At 71.5% G+C, this 14,488-nt stretch carries 16 protein-coding genes; 5 read left to right on the top strand and 11 right to left on the bottom strand.

All coding sequences use genetic code 11. From position 1 onward, the window contains the following. Positions 1 to 289 precede the first annotated feature (289 nt). Positions 290 to 706: a hypothetical protein gene (locus ACFYWM_RS40305; RefSeq protein ID WP_389925715.1), complete on the top strand. Its 417-nt coding sequence runs from the start codon at positions 290 to 292 to the stop codon at positions 704 to 706. Between the two features lie 121 nt (positions 707 to 827). Here the strand turns inward: ACFYWM_RS40305 and ACFYWM_RS40300 are convergent, their stop codons facing one another. Together ACFYWM_RS40300 and ACFYWM_RS40295 are read right to left on the bottom strand one after the other, a co-directional pair. Beyond that, positions 828 to 1,895, bottom strand: a complete 1,068-nt coding sequence (locus ACFYWM_RS40300; RefSeq protein WP_389925712.1) for a hypothetical protein — start codon at positions 1,893 to 1,895, stop codon at positions 828 to 830. 292 nt (positions 1,896 to 2,187) lie between these two features. After that, positions 2,188 to 2,478: a molybdopterin cofactor-binding domain-containing protein gene (locus tag ACFYWM_RS40295; RefSeq protein ID WP_389925709.1), complete on the bottom strand. Its 291-nt coding sequence runs from the start codon at positions 2,476 to 2,478 to the stop codon at positions 2,188 to 2,190. Between ACFYWM_RS40295 and ACFYWM_RS40290 the strand changes: the two genes are divergently transcribed. Both ACFYWM_RS40290 and ACFYWM_RS40285 read left to right on the top strand, forming a co-directional pair. Beyond that, a complete protein-coding gene (locus tag ACFYWM_RS40290) occupies positions 2,465 to 2,908 on the top strand; it encodes an aldo/keto reductase (protein WP_389925707.1) in 444 nt (147 codons plus the stop codon). The genes ACFYWM_RS40295 and ACFYWM_RS40290 overlap by 14 nt on opposite strands. Before the next feature lie 583 nt (positions 2,909 to 3,491). Next, entirely contained in the window at positions 3,492 to 4,055 is a 564-nt protein-coding gene (locus ACFYWM_RS40285; RefSeq protein ID WP_389925705.1) for a flavodoxin, read from the top strand. 63 nt (positions 4,056 to 4,118) lie between these two features. On the opposite strand, the gene ACFYWM_RS40280 is transcribed toward ACFYWM_RS40285, so the two are convergent. Continuing rightward, positions 4,119 to 4,580, bottom strand: coding sequence for a VOC family protein (locus ACFYWM_RS40280; protein ID WP_389925702.1), 462 nt, complete (start codon positions 4,578 to 4,580; stop codon positions 4,119 to 4,121). A 160-nt stretch (positions 4,581 to 4,740) separates the two neighbouring features. Between ACFYWM_RS40280 and ACFYWM_RS40275 the strand changes: the two genes are divergently transcribed. Continuing rightward, entirely contained in the window at positions 4,741 to 5,745 is a 1,005-nt protein-coding gene (locus tag ACFYWM_RS40275; protein WP_389925700.1) for a helix-turn-helix transcriptional regulator, read from the top strand. Positions 5,746 to 5,790: 45 nt separating this feature from the next. On the opposite strand, the gene ACFYWM_RS40270 is transcribed toward ACFYWM_RS40275, so the two are convergent. From ACFYWM_RS40270 to ACFYWM_RS40255, 4 genes are all read right to left on the bottom strand, one after another. Beyond that, entirely contained in the window at positions 5,791 to 6,735 is a 945-nt protein-coding gene (locus tag ACFYWM_RS40270; protein ID WP_389925698.1) for an acyltransferase domain-containing protein, read from the bottom strand. Positions 6,736 to 6,745: 10 nt separating this feature from the next. Then, complete coding sequence (gene map / locus ACFYWM_RS40265; RefSeq protein WP_389925696.1) at positions 6,746 to 7,600, bottom strand: type I methionyl aminopeptidase; 855 nt, start codon at positions 7,598 to 7,600, stop codon at positions 6,746 to 6,748. 459 nt (positions 7,601 to 8,059) lie between these two features. Continuing rightward, positions 8,060 to 8,929, bottom strand: a complete 870-nt coding sequence (locus tag ACFYWM_RS40260; protein WP_389925694.1) for a nucleotidyltransferase domain-containing protein — start codon at positions 8,927 to 8,929, stop codon at positions 8,060 to 8,062. Positions 8,930 to 8,998: 69 nt separating this feature from the next. Further along, positions 8,999 to 9,856, bottom strand: a complete 858-nt coding sequence (locus ACFYWM_RS40255; protein WP_389925691.1) for a hypothetical protein — start codon at positions 9,854 to 9,856, stop codon at positions 8,999 to 9,001. Between the two features lie 795 nt (positions 9,857 to 10,651). On the opposite strand from ACFYWM_RS40255, the gene ACFYWM_RS40250 reads away from it, so the two are divergent. Next, positions 10,652 to 10,807, top strand: a complete 156-nt coding sequence (locus ACFYWM_RS40250; protein WP_389925688.1) for a hypothetical protein — start codon at positions 10,652 to 10,654, stop codon at positions 10,805 to 10,807. Here the strand turns inward: ACFYWM_RS40250 and ACFYWM_RS40245 are convergent. The 4 genes from ACFYWM_RS40245 to ACFYWM_RS40230 all read right to left on the bottom strand — a co-directional run bounded on the left by ACFYWM_RS40245 (position 10,804) and on the right by ACFYWM_RS40230 (position 14,479). Then, positions 10,804 to 11,970: an acyltransferase gene (locus ACFYWM_RS40245; protein WP_389925685.1), complete on the bottom strand. Its 1,167-nt coding sequence runs from the start codon at positions 11,968 to 11,970 to the stop codon at positions 10,804 to 10,806. The two genes, ACFYWM_RS40250 and ACFYWM_RS40245, sit on opposite strands and share 4 nt — an antisense overlap. A gap of 73 nt (positions 11,971 to 12,043) precedes the next feature. Beyond that, positions 12,044 to 12,676, bottom strand: coding sequence for a TetR/AcrR family transcriptional regulator (locus ACFYWM_RS40240; RefSeq protein ID WP_389925682.1), 633 nt, complete (start codon positions 12,674 to 12,676; stop codon positions 12,044 to 12,046). Between the two features lie 129 nt (positions 12,677 to 12,805). Beyond that, complete coding sequence (locus ACFYWM_RS40235; protein WP_389925679.1) at positions 12,806 to 13,789, bottom strand: BtrH N-terminal domain-containing protein; 984 nt, start codon at positions 13,787 to 13,789, stop codon at positions 12,806 to 12,808. 135 nt (positions 13,790 to 13,924) lie between these two features. Beyond that, positions 13,925 to 14,479, bottom strand: a complete 555-nt coding sequence (locus tag ACFYWM_RS40230; RefSeq protein WP_389925677.1) for a DUF1697 domain-containing protein — start codon at positions 14,477 to 14,479, stop codon at positions 13,925 to 13,927. Between the last annotated feature and the right edge of the window lie 9 nt (positions 14,480 to 14,488).

Raw genomic sequence — 14,488 nt, 5'->3', positions numbered from 1 at the left:
GCCGGGATCTCATGACGGCGCGCCTGCGGGCCTGCCGGTTTCCGGCGGGCGACCGTGACCACCGGACGCGAGGGCAAAGGCCACCTCCGACCCCCCTGACATGCGGCTTTCACCTTAATTTCAGCCGAAGGGAGTCAGGGCGGATTCATCGGCGCAGCTCAACGTGGCCTGTTTGATTCGAATCCATGGGAATCCCCGCTCGGCCTTGTCGGGCTGCGGCGATCTCATCAGAATCAATTTAGCCTTCAACTAATTGGCCGGAGGCTCACCTGTACGGATGAGGAGAGGTATGAAGCGCACCATCTTCGTTCTCATCGGCGTCCTCGGCGCCATGCTCACCGGTATCAATCCCGCGTCCGCGGCCACCTCCGCGGTCGACTGTTCCACTGGCGGGTACACGCGGGTGTACAACAGCTACATCCCCTCCAACATGGAGCGAGGGGCCATCGACGGGCGCAGCTACAACATCGGCGGCTCGTTGTCGTACGACTACGAGATCTGCCTCGACATCCCGGACACCTCCACGTTCACGATCGAAGTGCGGATCTGGAACAACGGCACACAGACCGCCTTCGTGGACGACCGGCCCGGCGACAAGGTCTTCCGCTTCTCGCTCGCCCCGAACAGTTTCTGGCAGGTCTACGGCACGCTGACCGGGCCCGGCAGCACCTACCTCTACTACACCTGGCACGAGAAGCGGGTCTAGCCGCGGTGGGTCCAGCCGCTCCGCCACGCCGCCTCGGCGAGATCGCCGCCCCGGACGACGCGCTTCCTCTTCGCCAGGAGGCGGATCGGGCCGGGTAGGCGATGTAGCGGCCCCAGCCGGCTCAGCGGCCGTGGGCCCAGATCAGACCGCCGCGGCCGGAAGACGCCCCGCCGACCGCCCAGACGGAACCGCTCCCGAGCCGGATGGCGAGGTCACGGACGAACGCCTTCCGGTTCGGCGGGGCCGGGAAGGCGCCCGCCTCGACACCGCCCTCGCCGACGTGCAGGAACTTGCCACCCCCGCCCTTGGCGTCGTAGACGATCCAGGCCCCGCCCCTGCCGTCGGGCTCCGCCTGGGCGCGCGGCTGGATGCCCGGTTCGCCGCGGACCTCGAAGGTGAAGCCGTTCAGATAGCCCGACAGCAGCAGGGTCTCACCGCAGAAGGAGCGCTTCGCGGTGCCGCACGGCCAGGCGGCCCAGCCGACGGCCGTCACCCGGCCGGTCTCGCCGTCGACCGCGACGTCCGTCAGCTCCGAGAGCTGGCCCGGCCGCGCGGACGGGATCGCGGGAAGCGCGACCGCGCGCCAGGCCGTGCCGCTCCAGCGGGCCAGCGCCGCCCTGCCCCGCACCGAGCCCGCCGCCCACTTGCCGTCGAGTCCCTTGACCACGATCGGCGTGTCGACCCTGCGCCACACCGACCCGGTCAGGCGCCGCAGCGTGGACCGCGCCTTCCACCCGGCGGCACCGGCCGCGGAGAACGCGTTCGCGTTCTCGATGACCCACAGGTTCCTGCCGATGGCGTACGCCCGATCGACCCGGCCGTGGCTCCATCGCTTGACCTGCCAGCGCCTGCCGTCCCACCGGGCGTACCGCGACGCGCCGAACGCCCAGACCCTGGTGTCGGACGCCGACGCCAGCCGCTTCACCCGGAAGCCCGGCCCGGTGACCCGCTTGAAGGCGGAAGGGCCGCCCCTGAGCAGGAGCGGCTCGGCGCGACCCGATCCGCGATCCGGGCGCCTCGTCCCGGCCACCCAGACCGCTCCACCCGGCGTCACCGTCACCGCGTCGTAGGAGTCACGGCTGTGGTCATGGACGACGCTCCACCGACCGGCCGGTGCCACGGCGTCGGCGGCGGCCGGCCCGGCGGCGACGAACAGGGCGACGGCTGCGGCGGTGCCGCGAAACAACATTCCCACAAGGATGAGACGCGCCCTCCGGGGAAAAAGTTTGCGTGCGGCAGGACGGGAGTCGCCTCCACGGGCTCGCGGTCGGACATCTCGCGGCCGGACCACGGCGAGATCGGGGACCGCCCGCGGGCACGGCCCACACCGTGCCGCGACCCGGCGGGGGCCGTGGGCGTGGACACCCGCTCGGTCCGGAGGACCCTCGCCCGGTGTAGGGCCGAGGAACGCCCGGACCTCGCTGCGGTCGTCCATCCCCCCGGGTGGGCACCTCAGCCGGGGCGGAAGCTGTCTCGTACCTTCAGAGCAGGGCGTCGGCGGTGATGGGCAGCGAGCGGACGCGGCGGCCGGTGGCGTGGAAGACGGCGTTGGCGATGGCCGGTGCCATGCCGACCAGGACGACCTCGCCCAGGCCCTTGGCGCCGATGGGATCGGCGACCTCGTCGCGGCCGTCGAGGTGGATCGCCTTGAGGGCGGGTACGTCGGCGTTGACCGGGACCAGGTAGTCGGCCAGGTTGGCGTTGACGATCCGGCCGTCGCGGGGGTCGGTGAGGGTGTGCTCCAGCAGGGCCGCGCCGATGCCGCCCACCATGCCGCCGATCGCCTGGCTGCCGGTGCTGCGCGAGCTGGGCATCGGCCTGGTGCCGTTCTCGCCGCTGGGGCGCGGCTTCCTGACCGGGAAGGTCCGCTCCACCGACGGCTTCGCCGAGGACGACTTCCGCCGCGGCAACCCGCGTTTCACCGGCGAGAACTTCCGGGCCAACCTGCGCATCGCCGACGAGGTCGAGGCCGTGGCCGCCGAGGCCGGTGCCACCCCCGCCCAGGTCGCGTTGGCCTGGCTGCTCGCCCAGGGTGACGACATCGCGCCCATCCCCGGCACCAAGCGGGTCAGCCGGGTGGAGGAGAACACCGCCGCCGACGGCGTCCACCTGACCACCCGGCAGATCGACCGGCTCTCCGGCCTCCCCCCGGCCGCGGGAGACACCCACCCCGAATCCGGCCTGCGGATGATGGAGCGCTGACCCGAGAGCCAACCGGGAGTGCCCTCGCCGCGCAGGCTCGGCCTGGACCACCTCGGCCGGTATCTGACGCACCGGCCCCTTCGGCGACGTCCACAGCCGGTGGGGCGCCATGCGGGACCTCAACCGCGAGGGGCAGGGACCCGGCCGTGGTCAGACGGCTCGGCCGGGTGCGCGTCAGCGACCGACCCGGCCGGAAGCGGGCTCCGCCGCCGGCCCGCCACGGGCCCGCCGCGCCGGTGCGGCTCCCGCGCCGCGCCAAGCGGCGGTCCGCTCGCGCGTTCGCCGCGTGAAGCGGTAGTTCGCCGTGTGGGGCGGTGGTCCGCCGTGTGGGGCGGTGGTCCGCCCGTACGTTGCCCAGCCTCGCCCACTCACCCCATCGGAGCATGTGATGACGAACCCCGGCGACGACCGCACCGCCGCGCCGGCACGGCGCTCGTTCCTGCGTAACACGTTCCTGGCCGGAGGGGCCGTGATGGCCGGCGTCCCGATCCTCGGTTGCGCCTCCTCTGCGTCCAGTCCGTCCAGGCCGCCCGGCCCGTCTGGCCCGTCTGGCCCGTCTGGCCCGTCTGGCCCGTCTGGCTCCGTGTCAGCAGACCGGCCCGTACGGTCCGGCCCGGCCGCGACGTCCGTCCTGCTGGCCTACTTCTCGCGGCCGGGCGAGAACTACCACTACGGCGGCCGCCGGAACCTGAAGGTCGGCAACACCCAGGTCCTCGCCCGGATGATCGGCGAGCGTCTCGACTGCGACCTCCACCGCATCCGGGCCGCCGACCCCTACCCCGACGACTACGACCAGACCGTCGCCCGCAACGTCCGGGAGCAGGACGCCGGCGCCCGTCCCGCCATCGCCGGCGCCCTGCCCGATCTCGGCCGCTACGACACGATCCTGCTGGCCGGCCCCATCTGGAACGTCCGCGCCCCCATGATCATGACGACGTTCACCGAGAGACTCGACTTCACCGGCAAAACCATCCACCCCCTCGCCACCTACGCCGTGAGCGGCCTGGGCGCCATCGAACGCGACTACGCCGCCTCCTGCCCCGGCGCCACCATCGGCGAGGGCCTCGCCGTGCGCGGAGAAGAGGTCACCGGGGCCGGTCCCGGCATCGAGGCGTGGCTGCGCCGCACCGGCCTGCCCCGCGGATGACCCTGGCCGCGGCTCGGCGTCCGGTCGTCGGAACCCCCGGTCGCGGACGGGTGGCGTCGTTGGTCAGCCGGCGTGCGGGGCGGCGACGTCGAGGATCCAGGTGACGCCGAAGCGGTCGGTCAGCATCCCGAAGCCCGGGGCCCACCGCGACGGGCCGTACTTCTCGATCAGGTCGGCGCCGTCGGCGAGCCTGTCCCACAGCGCGCCGACTTCCTCGGCGGTTTCGCCGCGGACGGAGACGAAGAACCGCTCGCCGGTCAGCGTCATGCCGTGCTCGCGCGTGGTGGCGGCGGGCGCGGCGGCGGCCGGTGCCTGACCGGGCACGTCGTAGGCCATGATGCCGAAGCCGTTGTCGGCCGTGACCTGGCCGAAGACGATCTTGTCGGCGTCGGGCAGGTCCTTCGGCATGCCGAAGTCGCCGTAGGTGACGGTGGTGAGATGCCCGCCGAACACGGTCTGGTAGAACTCCAGCGCCGCGCGGGCGTCACCCCGGAAGTTCAGGTGGGTGGTGGTGGAGATGGCCATGCTGGTGACTCCCTGTCAATTTTCCGGACGCGGTACGCCCGATATGGGTCGGTAAATCTCGTCTGAGAGAGCCGGGGAAGGGGTGGTTGACCGGCTCAAGACGAAGATTCGCAGGGGTAGGTGACAGGGTGTGGCACCTAATTTGGGCAGAATCGGGTTCATGCCGAAAACCTCCGCCCGGCTGCTCGCCCTGCTGTCGCTGCTGCAGACCCGCCGGGACTGGTCCGGCACGGTGCTGGCCGATCGCCTGGACGTCAGCCTGCGCACCGTGCGCCGCGACGTCGACCGGCTTCGCGAGCTCGGCTACCCCATCGCCGCCGTCAAGGGCCCCGACGGCGGCTACCGGCTCGGCGCCGGCACCGAGCTGCCCCCGCTGCTGTTCGACGACGAACAGGCCGTCGCCCTCACCGTCGCCCTGCAGGTCGCCGCCACCACCCCCGGCAACGGCCTCGCCGAACCCGCCGAACGGGCACTGAACGCCATCCGGCGGATCATGCCCTCCCGGCTCCGCCACCGCGTCGACGCGCTGCGCGTCACCGCCGTCGAACCACCCGTCACCCGGCCGGCCACCCCGGTCGACGGCGACGTGCTCCTGACCGTCAGCGCCGCCGTCCACGCCCGCGAGATCCTGCGCTTCGACTACGGCGGCTACGGCGGCGAGGCCACGGACGAACCCCCGCGCCGCGTCGAACCCCACCACGTCGTCACCTGGAACGGGCGCTGGTATCTCGTCGCCTGGGACCTCGGCCGCGACGGCTGGCGCACCTTCCGCGTCGACCGGATCACCCCGCGCACCCCCGGCGGGCCCCGGTTCGCCCCGCGCGTACTGCCCGGAGGAGACGTCGCCACCTTCGTCACCGGCACCTTCCGCGGCTCCGGCGACGGCTTGGGCGACTGGCCCTGCCAGGGCACGGTGATCCTCGACCTGCCCGCCGCCACCGTGGCCCTCTACACCCGCGACGGGCTCGTCGAGGAGATCGGCCCACACCGCTGCCGGCTCACCCTCGGATCCTGGTCCTGGACCGGCCTCGCCGCCGCCGTCGCCCGCTACGACGCGGACATCGAGGTCATCGGCCCCGGCGAGCTCACCGAAGCCTTCGAACACCTCTCTCGCCGGTTCGCCAGAACGGCAGCCGGTCACGGCATCACACCACCGCCGTCCTGAGCCGGCCCTCCGCTCCCGAATACCTCCCCGGCCGCCGGGGGGTGGCTAGATCGGGAAGTGGCCACGGCGGATCCGCCAGTGGCGGCCCGCTTTCAGGTGGTCGACGATCGCGCGCTGGAGGGCGGTGCGGCGCGGCAGGCGGTCGAGCGGCGTGGTCAGGGTGCGGAACACGAACCGCAGCACCTCGACGTCGGCGTCCAGCCCTTCCGGCTCCTCGTAGGGCTCCAGCTCGAACCTCCGCTGGAACCGGACGATGTTGGAGTCTTCGGGCAGGTACTCCAGCAGCTGCGGGTCGAGCAGCCACGAGCCGCAGGCGAACGCCGTGTGGCGCTCGTCGGGAAAGTGGCGCGGGAAGAACGCGCGGGCCTCGTCGAGCGACGCCGCGACCGCCTGCGGGGTCATCGGCCCCGACTCGGGGATGTGCAGGTCGATGGCGGTGTCGCCGCGGTGGTACTGCAGCCGGCCCAGCTCGTAGAGGGCGCCGCGCGCGTGCAGCGTCAGCCAGCTCTGCATGACCGGCCAGCCCTCGCGGCGCATGCGCCGGTCGATCGCGAGGTTGCGGCCCAGGTCCGCGAGGGTCGTCCACGACACGGCGTCGGCGACGCCGTGGTCGCGGTGGTATCCCGTGGCGACGCCGACGAGGGCGAGGTACGCGTACACGTAGAGATGCCGCCAGGCGGGGCCCCGATCGCGCGGCAGCTCCGGGCCGGGCGAGAGCCAGGTGTGGCCCCCGAGGTCGGCGCGGACCAGGGCGATCGAGCGGTCGAGCAGCCAGCGCAGCTCCGGGGTCCACAGCGGGGAGCCGGGGTCGGGCCAGCCCGCCATGATCTCGGCGGCGTCGTCCGGCCGCACCGCGAGCCGGTCGAGGATCGCGGGCGCGTCGGCCCTGGCGGGCAGCGGAGCCGACGGCCGGTCACCGGCGAGCCGGTGCACGCGGTCGACCTCCTCGACGGGCACCCCGAGCCGGGCGGCGGTGTCGGCCAGATCCACGCGGACGATCCTAACGACCGGCGGGGGCATCCCTCCAGTCGCCGGTTCGTGCCTGTTCCCGACCCGCCACGGAACCGCCCCTCGGTGCGGGGGCCTCCGACTCACGCCGGGTGAGCACCAGGGGGGCGTCCTCGGTGATGGCGACCGTGTGCTCGGAGTGGGCCGTGCGTGAGCCGTCCGCCGACCGGATGGTCCAGCCGTCGGGGTCGTAGACGATCCGGTCGGTCGTGCGGGCGAACCAGGGTTCGAGCGCGAGGGCCAGGCCCGGCCGGAGCACGAGGCCGCGCCCCGCCCGGCCCTTGTTCGCGACGTGGGGTCCCTCGTGCATGGTGCGGCCGATGCCGTGACCGCCGAACTCGGTGTTGACCGGATAGCCGTAGTCGTGGGCCACCGCCCCGATGGCCGCCGAGACATCACCCAGGCGGTTGCCCGGACGTGCCACCGCGATCGCCGCCTCCAGCGCCTCCTCGGTGGCACGGATGATCCGCAGGTCCTCCTCGGCGGCGGTGCCGACGACGACCGTACGCGCCGAGTCGGCCGCCCAGCCGTCTACGCTGACCGCGATGTCCGCGCTGAGCACGTCGCCGTCACGCAGCGTGTAGTCGTGGGGGAGGCCGTGCAGGACGGCGTCGTTGACCGACAGGCAGATGACGTTGCGGAACGGGCCGCGTCCGAAGGAGGGCGCGTAGTCCCAGTAGCACGACTCCGCCCTCGACTGCTTGATCATGCCGCGCACGTAGTGTTCGAGGTCCAGGAGGTTGACGCCCACGTCGGCGATCCGGCCGACCTCGGAGAGCACCTCGGCGACGAAACGCCCGGCCACGTGCATGCGTTGGATCTCCGCAGGCGTCTTCAGTTCAATCACGAGTACCTCGCGCTACAGGGTGTCGGTATAGTTATACCAGTGACTCTAGCACCTACCGGTATAGTAATACCAACCCCCATCTCGGTACGCGTGGCCCCCCGACCGCTCCCACCTGGGCGGATCGAGGCCGGCAGGCGTCTCGGCGCCCGGCCACGGACCGTGACACCCGGACGGGGCTCCGGCGATGGCCGCGAAGGGACGACCGGCGGTCATGGCCACCCTCGACAGGGGCGCCGCGTTCACGCTCCCCGGCCGGACCTGAACGGTCGGTCTCGCGGGCAGGGCAGCTGGGATCAGAGGCTTGTCACGGCCGGGCCGCCCGTGGAACGACCCGCCAGGGCGATCCTCGCCTCCGGACGCGGGGACGTCACGACGTTCTCACGCCGGACCGGCCGGGCCGGTACGTGCCGGTCGGTGTGGACGACGAGGGCGGCGGGCCGAGCCGCGCCGGTGGGGGAATCAGCCGAACCGGCTCCACCGGACCCGGGGGGTGTCAGGTGACACGACCGCCCGTACCTCGTCCGTCAGGACGGCCGCGTCGGCCACGGCCTGCTCGATCCGCCGCGCCGACTCGCCGACGTGGCCGAGAAGTCCCTGCGCCCGTACGGCGAAGTCCCGTGGGGCGAGGGGCAGCCGGCCGGCGGAGGCCACCATGCCCTTCTCGTTGATCAGCCACCGGCCCGCGTGGCCGTGCAGGGCCTGGCAGGCGACGCCGACGGCGCGGAACAGGCACCCGGCCGCGTAGGCGGGATCGTCGCCGGCCGCCCCGTACCGTGCCAGTGCCACGGAGAAGTCCGCCTCCCACAGGCCGCCCACGAGCGCGGCGCCCAGCGCCTCGGGGTAGACGGAGGTGCGTTCCCGCAGGTCGGTGAGTTCTCCGGTGGGGTCGGCCAGCACCCGGCACAGCGCCACCTCGCCGGCGTAGGCGTGGGAGTGGAAGCCCAGCGGATGTCCGGCCTGGACCCCGACCTCGTAGCGGCCTTCCCGGCAGTCGGCCCAGATCCGGTGGACCCGGTCCAGGTCACGGTAGATCCAGTCGACCTGCCGGCCGCCGATGGTGAGCCAGCCGCCGCCGTCGACCCAGGGACCCCAGCCGCCCGGCTCGGTCAGCTCGGTCCGCTCCCCGCTCTCCTGTACGGCCAGTGCCCGCAGCGCCGTCACGTCCAGGTCGCCCCGGTAGTACAGCCCCAGGTCGATGTCCGAATCCGGGCGGTGCGTGCCACGGGCCCGGCTGCCGCCGAGAGCCACCGCGACCACCCCGGGGATCTCCGCCAGCCGCCGCGCGAGTGTCCCCAGCGCCATGTCGTCCATGGGGACGTATTCGATCACACACCGGCGAGCCCCTCCACCGGTATCCGGTGAAGGGGCTCGGGGGTCAGGGGTCAAGTGGTCAGAAGGTCAGCCCGGCGGGAAGTTGCCGTTCTTGGCGACCGGCAGGGCCAGCTGGCTGGCGCCGCTGAGAACGGCCGGCTCCGGCGGGAGACCGGCGAGGACGGGGTTGATGTGCCGCAGGGTCAGCGAGACCGAGGGCAGGGCGGGGGCGGAGATGTCGAACTTCTCCAGGTCGATCCAGCGGACGATCTTGAGCACGTCGTCCGGGATGACGTCACCGGCCTTCTGCACCGGGACGCACAGCTGGCGGGCGTTGAGGACCACCGCGCCGTGCGTGGGGATGATCGGGGTCAGGACGGGGTTGAGCTGGCGCAGGGACAGCTGCTGGTTCAGCGGGGTGTTGGGGGTGATGCCGTAGCACTTGAGGTCGATGTGACGGACGAGCGACAGCACCTCGGCGGGCGGGGTCACGTTGTTCTTGATGACCGGCACGCACAGTTGCTGCGGGGTGTTCATGGAGACCTGCGTGCGCGGCAGGCCCTGGAACAGCGGGTTGAGGTGGCTGAGCACGAGGCCCGTGTTCACCGTGGTGCCGGAGATCCTGTAGCAGGCCAGGTCGATGAACCTGATGAAGTTCAGCACGGTCGACGGCGGCTGCTGGTTGTTCTTGGCCACCGGGACGCACAGTTGCTCGCGCTGGCCGAGGACGACGGTCTCGGTCGGCAGGTTGCCGAGCACCGGGTTGAGGTGCCGCAGCGTGAGCGTGGCGGCGGGCGGCTGGTACGGGCTGGTCTTGAAGCATTCGAGGTCGAGGTAGGCGGTCAGATCCTTCGGTGTCGGCAGCGCGAGGGCGCTGGCGGGCGGCACGCAGAGGAACGCCACGGCGAGCATCGCGACGACGGCCGACGCGAGGCGCCGCAGCATCGGTTTCCCGCGCCCGTGAATTCCGGTTACGGATCGGTCCATTGTGGCTCCAAAGGCTGGGGGGTGGGCCTTCTCAACGCCGAGTGTGTGCCGCCGCGGCCGGACTTTCAATATCGCCGCTCATCTTTGTCGCAAACAAAATACGGGCCGACGGGGCGGGGATTTGTCATCAGGCGTAAAAGCGTCGCCGGTTCACCGGAAATCGAAATACGAAGGTTCCGGTAAAAAGTTGTCAAGGTGATGGTTCGGGTCATTGGAAAGGCGCATCGAGGTAAGTTGACACGAGAGCGGGAGCCCAGTAAGACGGCATCCGGCCAGGAGTGGAAGCCCTGACCGGACAGCCCGTCGCCGCCCCGCCGACGAATCGCCCTCTCGCGTGCCTGACCGGCCGGTGAATCGCCTTCCACCTGCCCGATCGGCAGGTCACCTGCCTGATCGGCTGGTGAATCGCCTAGCGTGCCTGCCCCGCCCCGGGCGCGCTCGGCACGATCACAACCGGCGAACGGCGATCCGCGATCCGCGCCGGTCCGGCGCGGACGCCATCGGCCTGTCTTTCCCGGGCCGATGGCGTCCGGCGAACGATCCCCGAAGACGGCGGCCCGGTTTCGCGTCGCCGTTCGGGGTTCGGCCTTCGCGTGCCGGAAACCGGGGTGACGATCGCCGGCCCGATTTACGGGATTTACGGTTCGCCCTTACCGCACCTGGCCGTATTGGAAACTGTATTCCGGGGAACCCGGATCGGGGTCGTTGCGGAGATTCCACTCAAGCGTGCTGCCGTTCGAGTAGACGACGCCTGTGCCGTCGCCACCGACCCCGTCCCGGTTGCCGGTGACCACGTACGCGTTCGTGAACCTGCGGTCCACCAGGCTCGACAGTGGCCCCACGCCGGTCTTCGAGGACTGGCCCGCGCCGCGTCACGGCTCGTGGCTGCCGGGCACCCGTACGGTCTAGAGCACCTTCCGGGCACCCGGCAGGGCGCGTACCAGGTACGCCGTCGCCCAGCACAGCGGCAGCCCGAGGGCGGCGACCAGCGCGAACTTCGCGACCGCGGGCGCCTGCACGTCGTGGAGGGCGTAGCCCAGGGCGACCAGCACGACCGGGTGGGTGACGTAGACGGCGTAGGCGTGCGCCGACAGGAACCGGCGGCGGCGCCCCTGGTGGCCGAGGCGCTCCCGGAACAGCACCAGGAGACCGAGGATGACGCCGACGGCGAGCGCCGACTCGCAGATCGCCGCCGCCAGGGACGGCAGGGTCCCGTGACCCAGGATCGCCTCCTCGTCGGAGGCCAGGACGAGGAAGAGCGCGACCGCGGCGACGGCCGCGGTGGCGAACCCGATCCGGCCGGCCGTTCTGGACAGGCCCTCCAGCCAGCCGCGCCGGGCCGCGACCAGCCCGACGACGAACAGCGACGCGTACTGCGGCAGGTAGGCGGGGGTGGGCAACCCCAGGATCGAATCACCCATCGGCACCACGACGCGCCACAGGTAGGTCACCAGAGCCAGCCCGGCGGCGAACCCGACGATCGCGACGGCGCCGGGCGCCCGGCCCGTGACCGGGGTTGGAACGGGGCCGGAGGCGGGCCGCCTCCCGGCGGTCAGGCGCCGCCAGAGGACGTAGAGCGCGCTGAACACCAGCAGCACCTCGACGAACCACATCGGCCCGGGGTTGAACGAGAGCAGGTAGAACCGCCAGTAGGGCAGCTCGGCCCCCTGCTGGGCGGCGGCGTCGCTCGCGGCGGCGTATCCGCCGATGGTCACCATGGGGCGGAGCACCAGCAGCCAGAGCAGCAGCGGGACTCCCAGGCGCAGCAGCCGCTCCCTCAGGAATCGTCCGGCTCCCTTGCGGTCGTAGGAACCCGGCACGAAGAGGCCCGAGACGAGGAAGAAGGCACCCATGAAGAACGCCTGGTTGAGCACCAGCAGGACGTCCAGGAACGTTCCCGACGGGTCGCTCGGCGGTTCCATGTAGTACCAGCGCGAGACGTTGCTGTAGGCGATCGCGGAGTGGTGGATCACCACGAGCGCCATCAGGGCGGTGCGCAGGTTGTCGACGTGGAGGAGACGCGGGGAGGCGGTGGATGATGGCGGGGGTGGCGTGGGTGGCGTGAGTGGCACTGTCGGCGTGGTCGGCGCGGTCGGCCGGTTGACGGGCTGTGTCATCGGTTCGCCGTTTCTCCAGGGGATCGGCTCATGCAGGGGGTGCGGCCCGGGCGGCGTGCTCGAACAGGTCCGCCAGCTCGTCCGCGTGCGCTTCCAGGTCGTGCTCGGGGTGGGCCACCCAGTAGGCGAACATGGAGTCGATCGCGGCCTGCACGGTGACGGACATCACGCGGGGGTCGAAGGAGCGGAACTCGCCGTTCTGCTGGCCGAGGCGGAACAGCGTCTCCCGGTCCTTGTAGATCGGCTCGTTGAAGACGGCGCCGTAGCGCGACCTGCCGTCGGGGGAGCGGAGGTTGTTGAAGATCTCTCCGAGGGCGAGCAGCTGGGCGCGGTGGCCTCGCATGTACTCGGCGACCGCGCGGATGTTCGCCCGCAGCGCGCGGGCCGCCGTGGTCTCCCCCTCCGTCCGGGGCACGACGAACTGGGCGATGTCGAGGTAGACCTGCTCGACGATCCGCTCCATCAGCTCGGTCTTGCCGGTGAAGTGGTACGAGATGACGCCCTTGCTGATGCCGGCGCGCTCGGCGATGTGCGCCAGCGAGGTGTTGGCGTAGCCCAGCTCCGTCAAGGTCTCGATGGCGCTCTCGATGATCTGCGCGCGACGGGCCTCCTTGATGAACGAAGGCTTCTTCTGGCCATCCGGCTGATTTTCTGGCCGCATGGCCAAAAGATAGTACGATCGGCCAGAAGTCACAACCCGGCCGACCGGTAGAAGTCCCTTGCGGGCGCGGGACGGGCGCGGTGGCGGGGACGGTGACGGGAGGAACCGCGCCGGAACCGCGGCTTCGGGCTACAGCCGGCGCAGCGCCCGCATGGCGGCCCGCTCGACGCGCGAAAGGTCGTGGAGGATGGCACCGGCCCGTTCGAGGTGCGCCGCGTCGCCGCTCTCCCCGGCCTTCGCGATCAGGGCGGACACGTCCGTCCACAGGACGGCGGCCTCGGCGTACAGCCTGTGGCCGGTGCGGAGGGTCTGGTCGTCGACCAGCCGGGTGCACTCGTCGAGGAAGTCGCGGTAGAGGGCACGGAACAGGGCGCCGCCGGTGCCGCCGCTCTCCATGAGGAGAGCGGCCTGCGGCAGGTCCCGCCGAGGCTCGGCGGCGCGCGACAGCCATCCGGGCACCTTCGCGCCGGCCTTCTCGATGCCGCGGTGGCCCAGGTTCGCGATGGGAGCGGAGAGGAAGGCGTCGGCGCAGTCCCTGATGGCGGGAATGACCTGGTCCTGCCAGGGAAGCGGGCGAGCCGGCAGGGCGATGGTGAAGGACCGGTTCCTCGCGGTCATCGGGCCGCGTTCGGCGCGCGCCAGGGCGAGGCCGGCCCGGCCGGTGCGCACCGCCCCTCCCTGCTGATCGGTGTCCACGAGGTGGGCCTCGTGCTCGTCGTAGCCGTACATGGCGACGACATGGCCGCCGAAGTGCACCTTGGAGCGGAAGTAGTCCAGGTGGTAGCAGTCGAGCTGGAGGCCGACCGGCCGGCCCGCGTCGATGGGGGCGGCCACGTTCTCCCACGCCCTGCGCGCCGAGGTGGTCTCCTTGACCGTCAACGTCAGCCCCAGCCTGGCGGCCAGGTTCCTGGTGAGCTCGAAAGGCCTGACGCGGCCTCCGAGGAAGGGGAACGCCATGCCCTTACCGTCCCAGTAGACGAAGGACAGGCCCGAGCCCAGCCCGAACAGCATGGGTTCGGACAGGTCGAGCCCCTCGTGCCGCAACAGCACCCCCAGCGCCGTCGTCTCGCAGTGGTGCGTGCCACGGGCCTCGACGTCCTTCAGGATGGTCATGCGTCGCTCTCCTCGGGTTGACGCGGCGAACGGTCACGCGGTCCACGTCCCTGACACCTTCATGATCGAAGAACGGGGACCGCCGGGAGCAGCATGAGGCCTCCCACAGGGGGAGAGTCCAACGCCGAGCGAAGGTCAGGCGGGCCGGGTGAGCTCCACCAGCTTGGCGACGGTGTTCCAGTTGCGGCTGGTGGCGATGACACCATCGGCGGGCGCCGCCTTCGCCAGGACCTCCGCGAGCTTGGAGCGGCCCAGGCCGTCCGGAGTGTAGAGGTAGAGCGCACGGTCGCCGAGCCGGAACTCCTCGGGCAGGTATCTCGCCGCGTCGAGGGACGCCAGGCGCGACGCGGCGACCGGCTCGGAGAAGTACGTGACGTGCAACTGCCTGCCCTCGAGCGAATCCGCGGGGAACGGGCAGGTGTCGGCCACCGCCCTCAAATACGCGTGATCCCGCACCAGGACGTCGACGCCGAAGCCGAAGCGTTCCTCGATGGCCTGCTCCAACCGCGCCGCGAGCGCCTTCTCGTCGCCCACGGCACCGGTGAAGACAGCGTTGCCGCTCTGCAGGTAGGTGCGTACGTCGCCGTGGCCGAGCTCGGTGAGCAGCGCTCGCAACTCGGCCATCGGGACCTTCTTGTGGCCGCTCACGTTGACGCCCCGGAGGAGCGCCGCGTACGCCTTCGTCGTCATCCCCGCACA

The organism is Streptosporangium sp. NPDC002721, from assembly GCF_042888905.1.
Lineage (GTDB): Bacteria > Actinomycetota > Actinomycetes > Streptosporangiales > Streptosporangiaceae > Streptosporangium.
Note: the sequence above shows the minus strand (reverse complement) of the source record. Positions and strands in the feature narration are given on the sequence as shown.

Bases quoted from the DNA above. Each gene is read 5' to 3' on its own strand.
- ACFYWM_RS40300 (WP_389925712.1), bottom strand. From the start codon at position 1,895: ATGTTGTTTCGCGGCACCGCCGCAGCCGTCGCCCTGTTCGTCGCCGCC.
- ACFYWM_RS40295 (WP_389925709.1), bottom strand. From the start codon at position 2,478: ATGGTGGGCGGCATCGGCGCGGCCCTGCTGGAGCACACCCTCACCGAC.
- ACFYWM_RS40290 (WP_389925707.1), top strand. From the start codon at position 2,465: ATGCCGCCCACCATGCCGCCGATCGCCTGGCTGCCGGTGCTGCGCGAG.
- ACFYWM_RS40280 (WP_389925702.1), bottom strand. From the start codon at position 4,580: ATGGCCATCTCCACCACCACCCACCTGAACTTCCGGGGTGACGCCCGC.
- ACFYWM_RS40305 (WP_389925715.1), top strand. From the start codon at position 290: ATGAAGCGCACCATCTTCGTTCTCATCGGCGTCCTCGGCGCCATGCTC.
- ACFYWM_RS40275 (WP_389925700.1), top strand. From the start codon at position 4,741: ATGCCGAAAACCTCCGCCCGGCTGCTCGCCCTGCTGTCGCTGCTGCAG.
- ACFYWM_RS40230 (WP_389925677.1), bottom strand. From the start codon at position 14,479: ATGACGACGAAGGCGTACGCGGCGCTCCTCCGGGGCGTCAACGTGAGC.
- ACFYWM_RS40255 (WP_389925691.1), bottom strand. From the start codon at position 9,856: ATGCTGCGGCGCCTCGCGTCGGCCGTCGTCGCGATGCTCGCCGTGGCG.
- ACFYWM_RS40235 (WP_389925679.1), bottom strand. From the start codon at position 13,789: ATGACCATCCTGAAGGACGTCGAGGCCCGTGGCACGCACCACTGCGAG.
- ACFYWM_RS40240 (WP_389925682.1), bottom strand. From the start codon at position 12,676: ATGCGGCCAGAAAATCAGCCGGATGGCCAGAAGAAGCCTTCGTTCATC.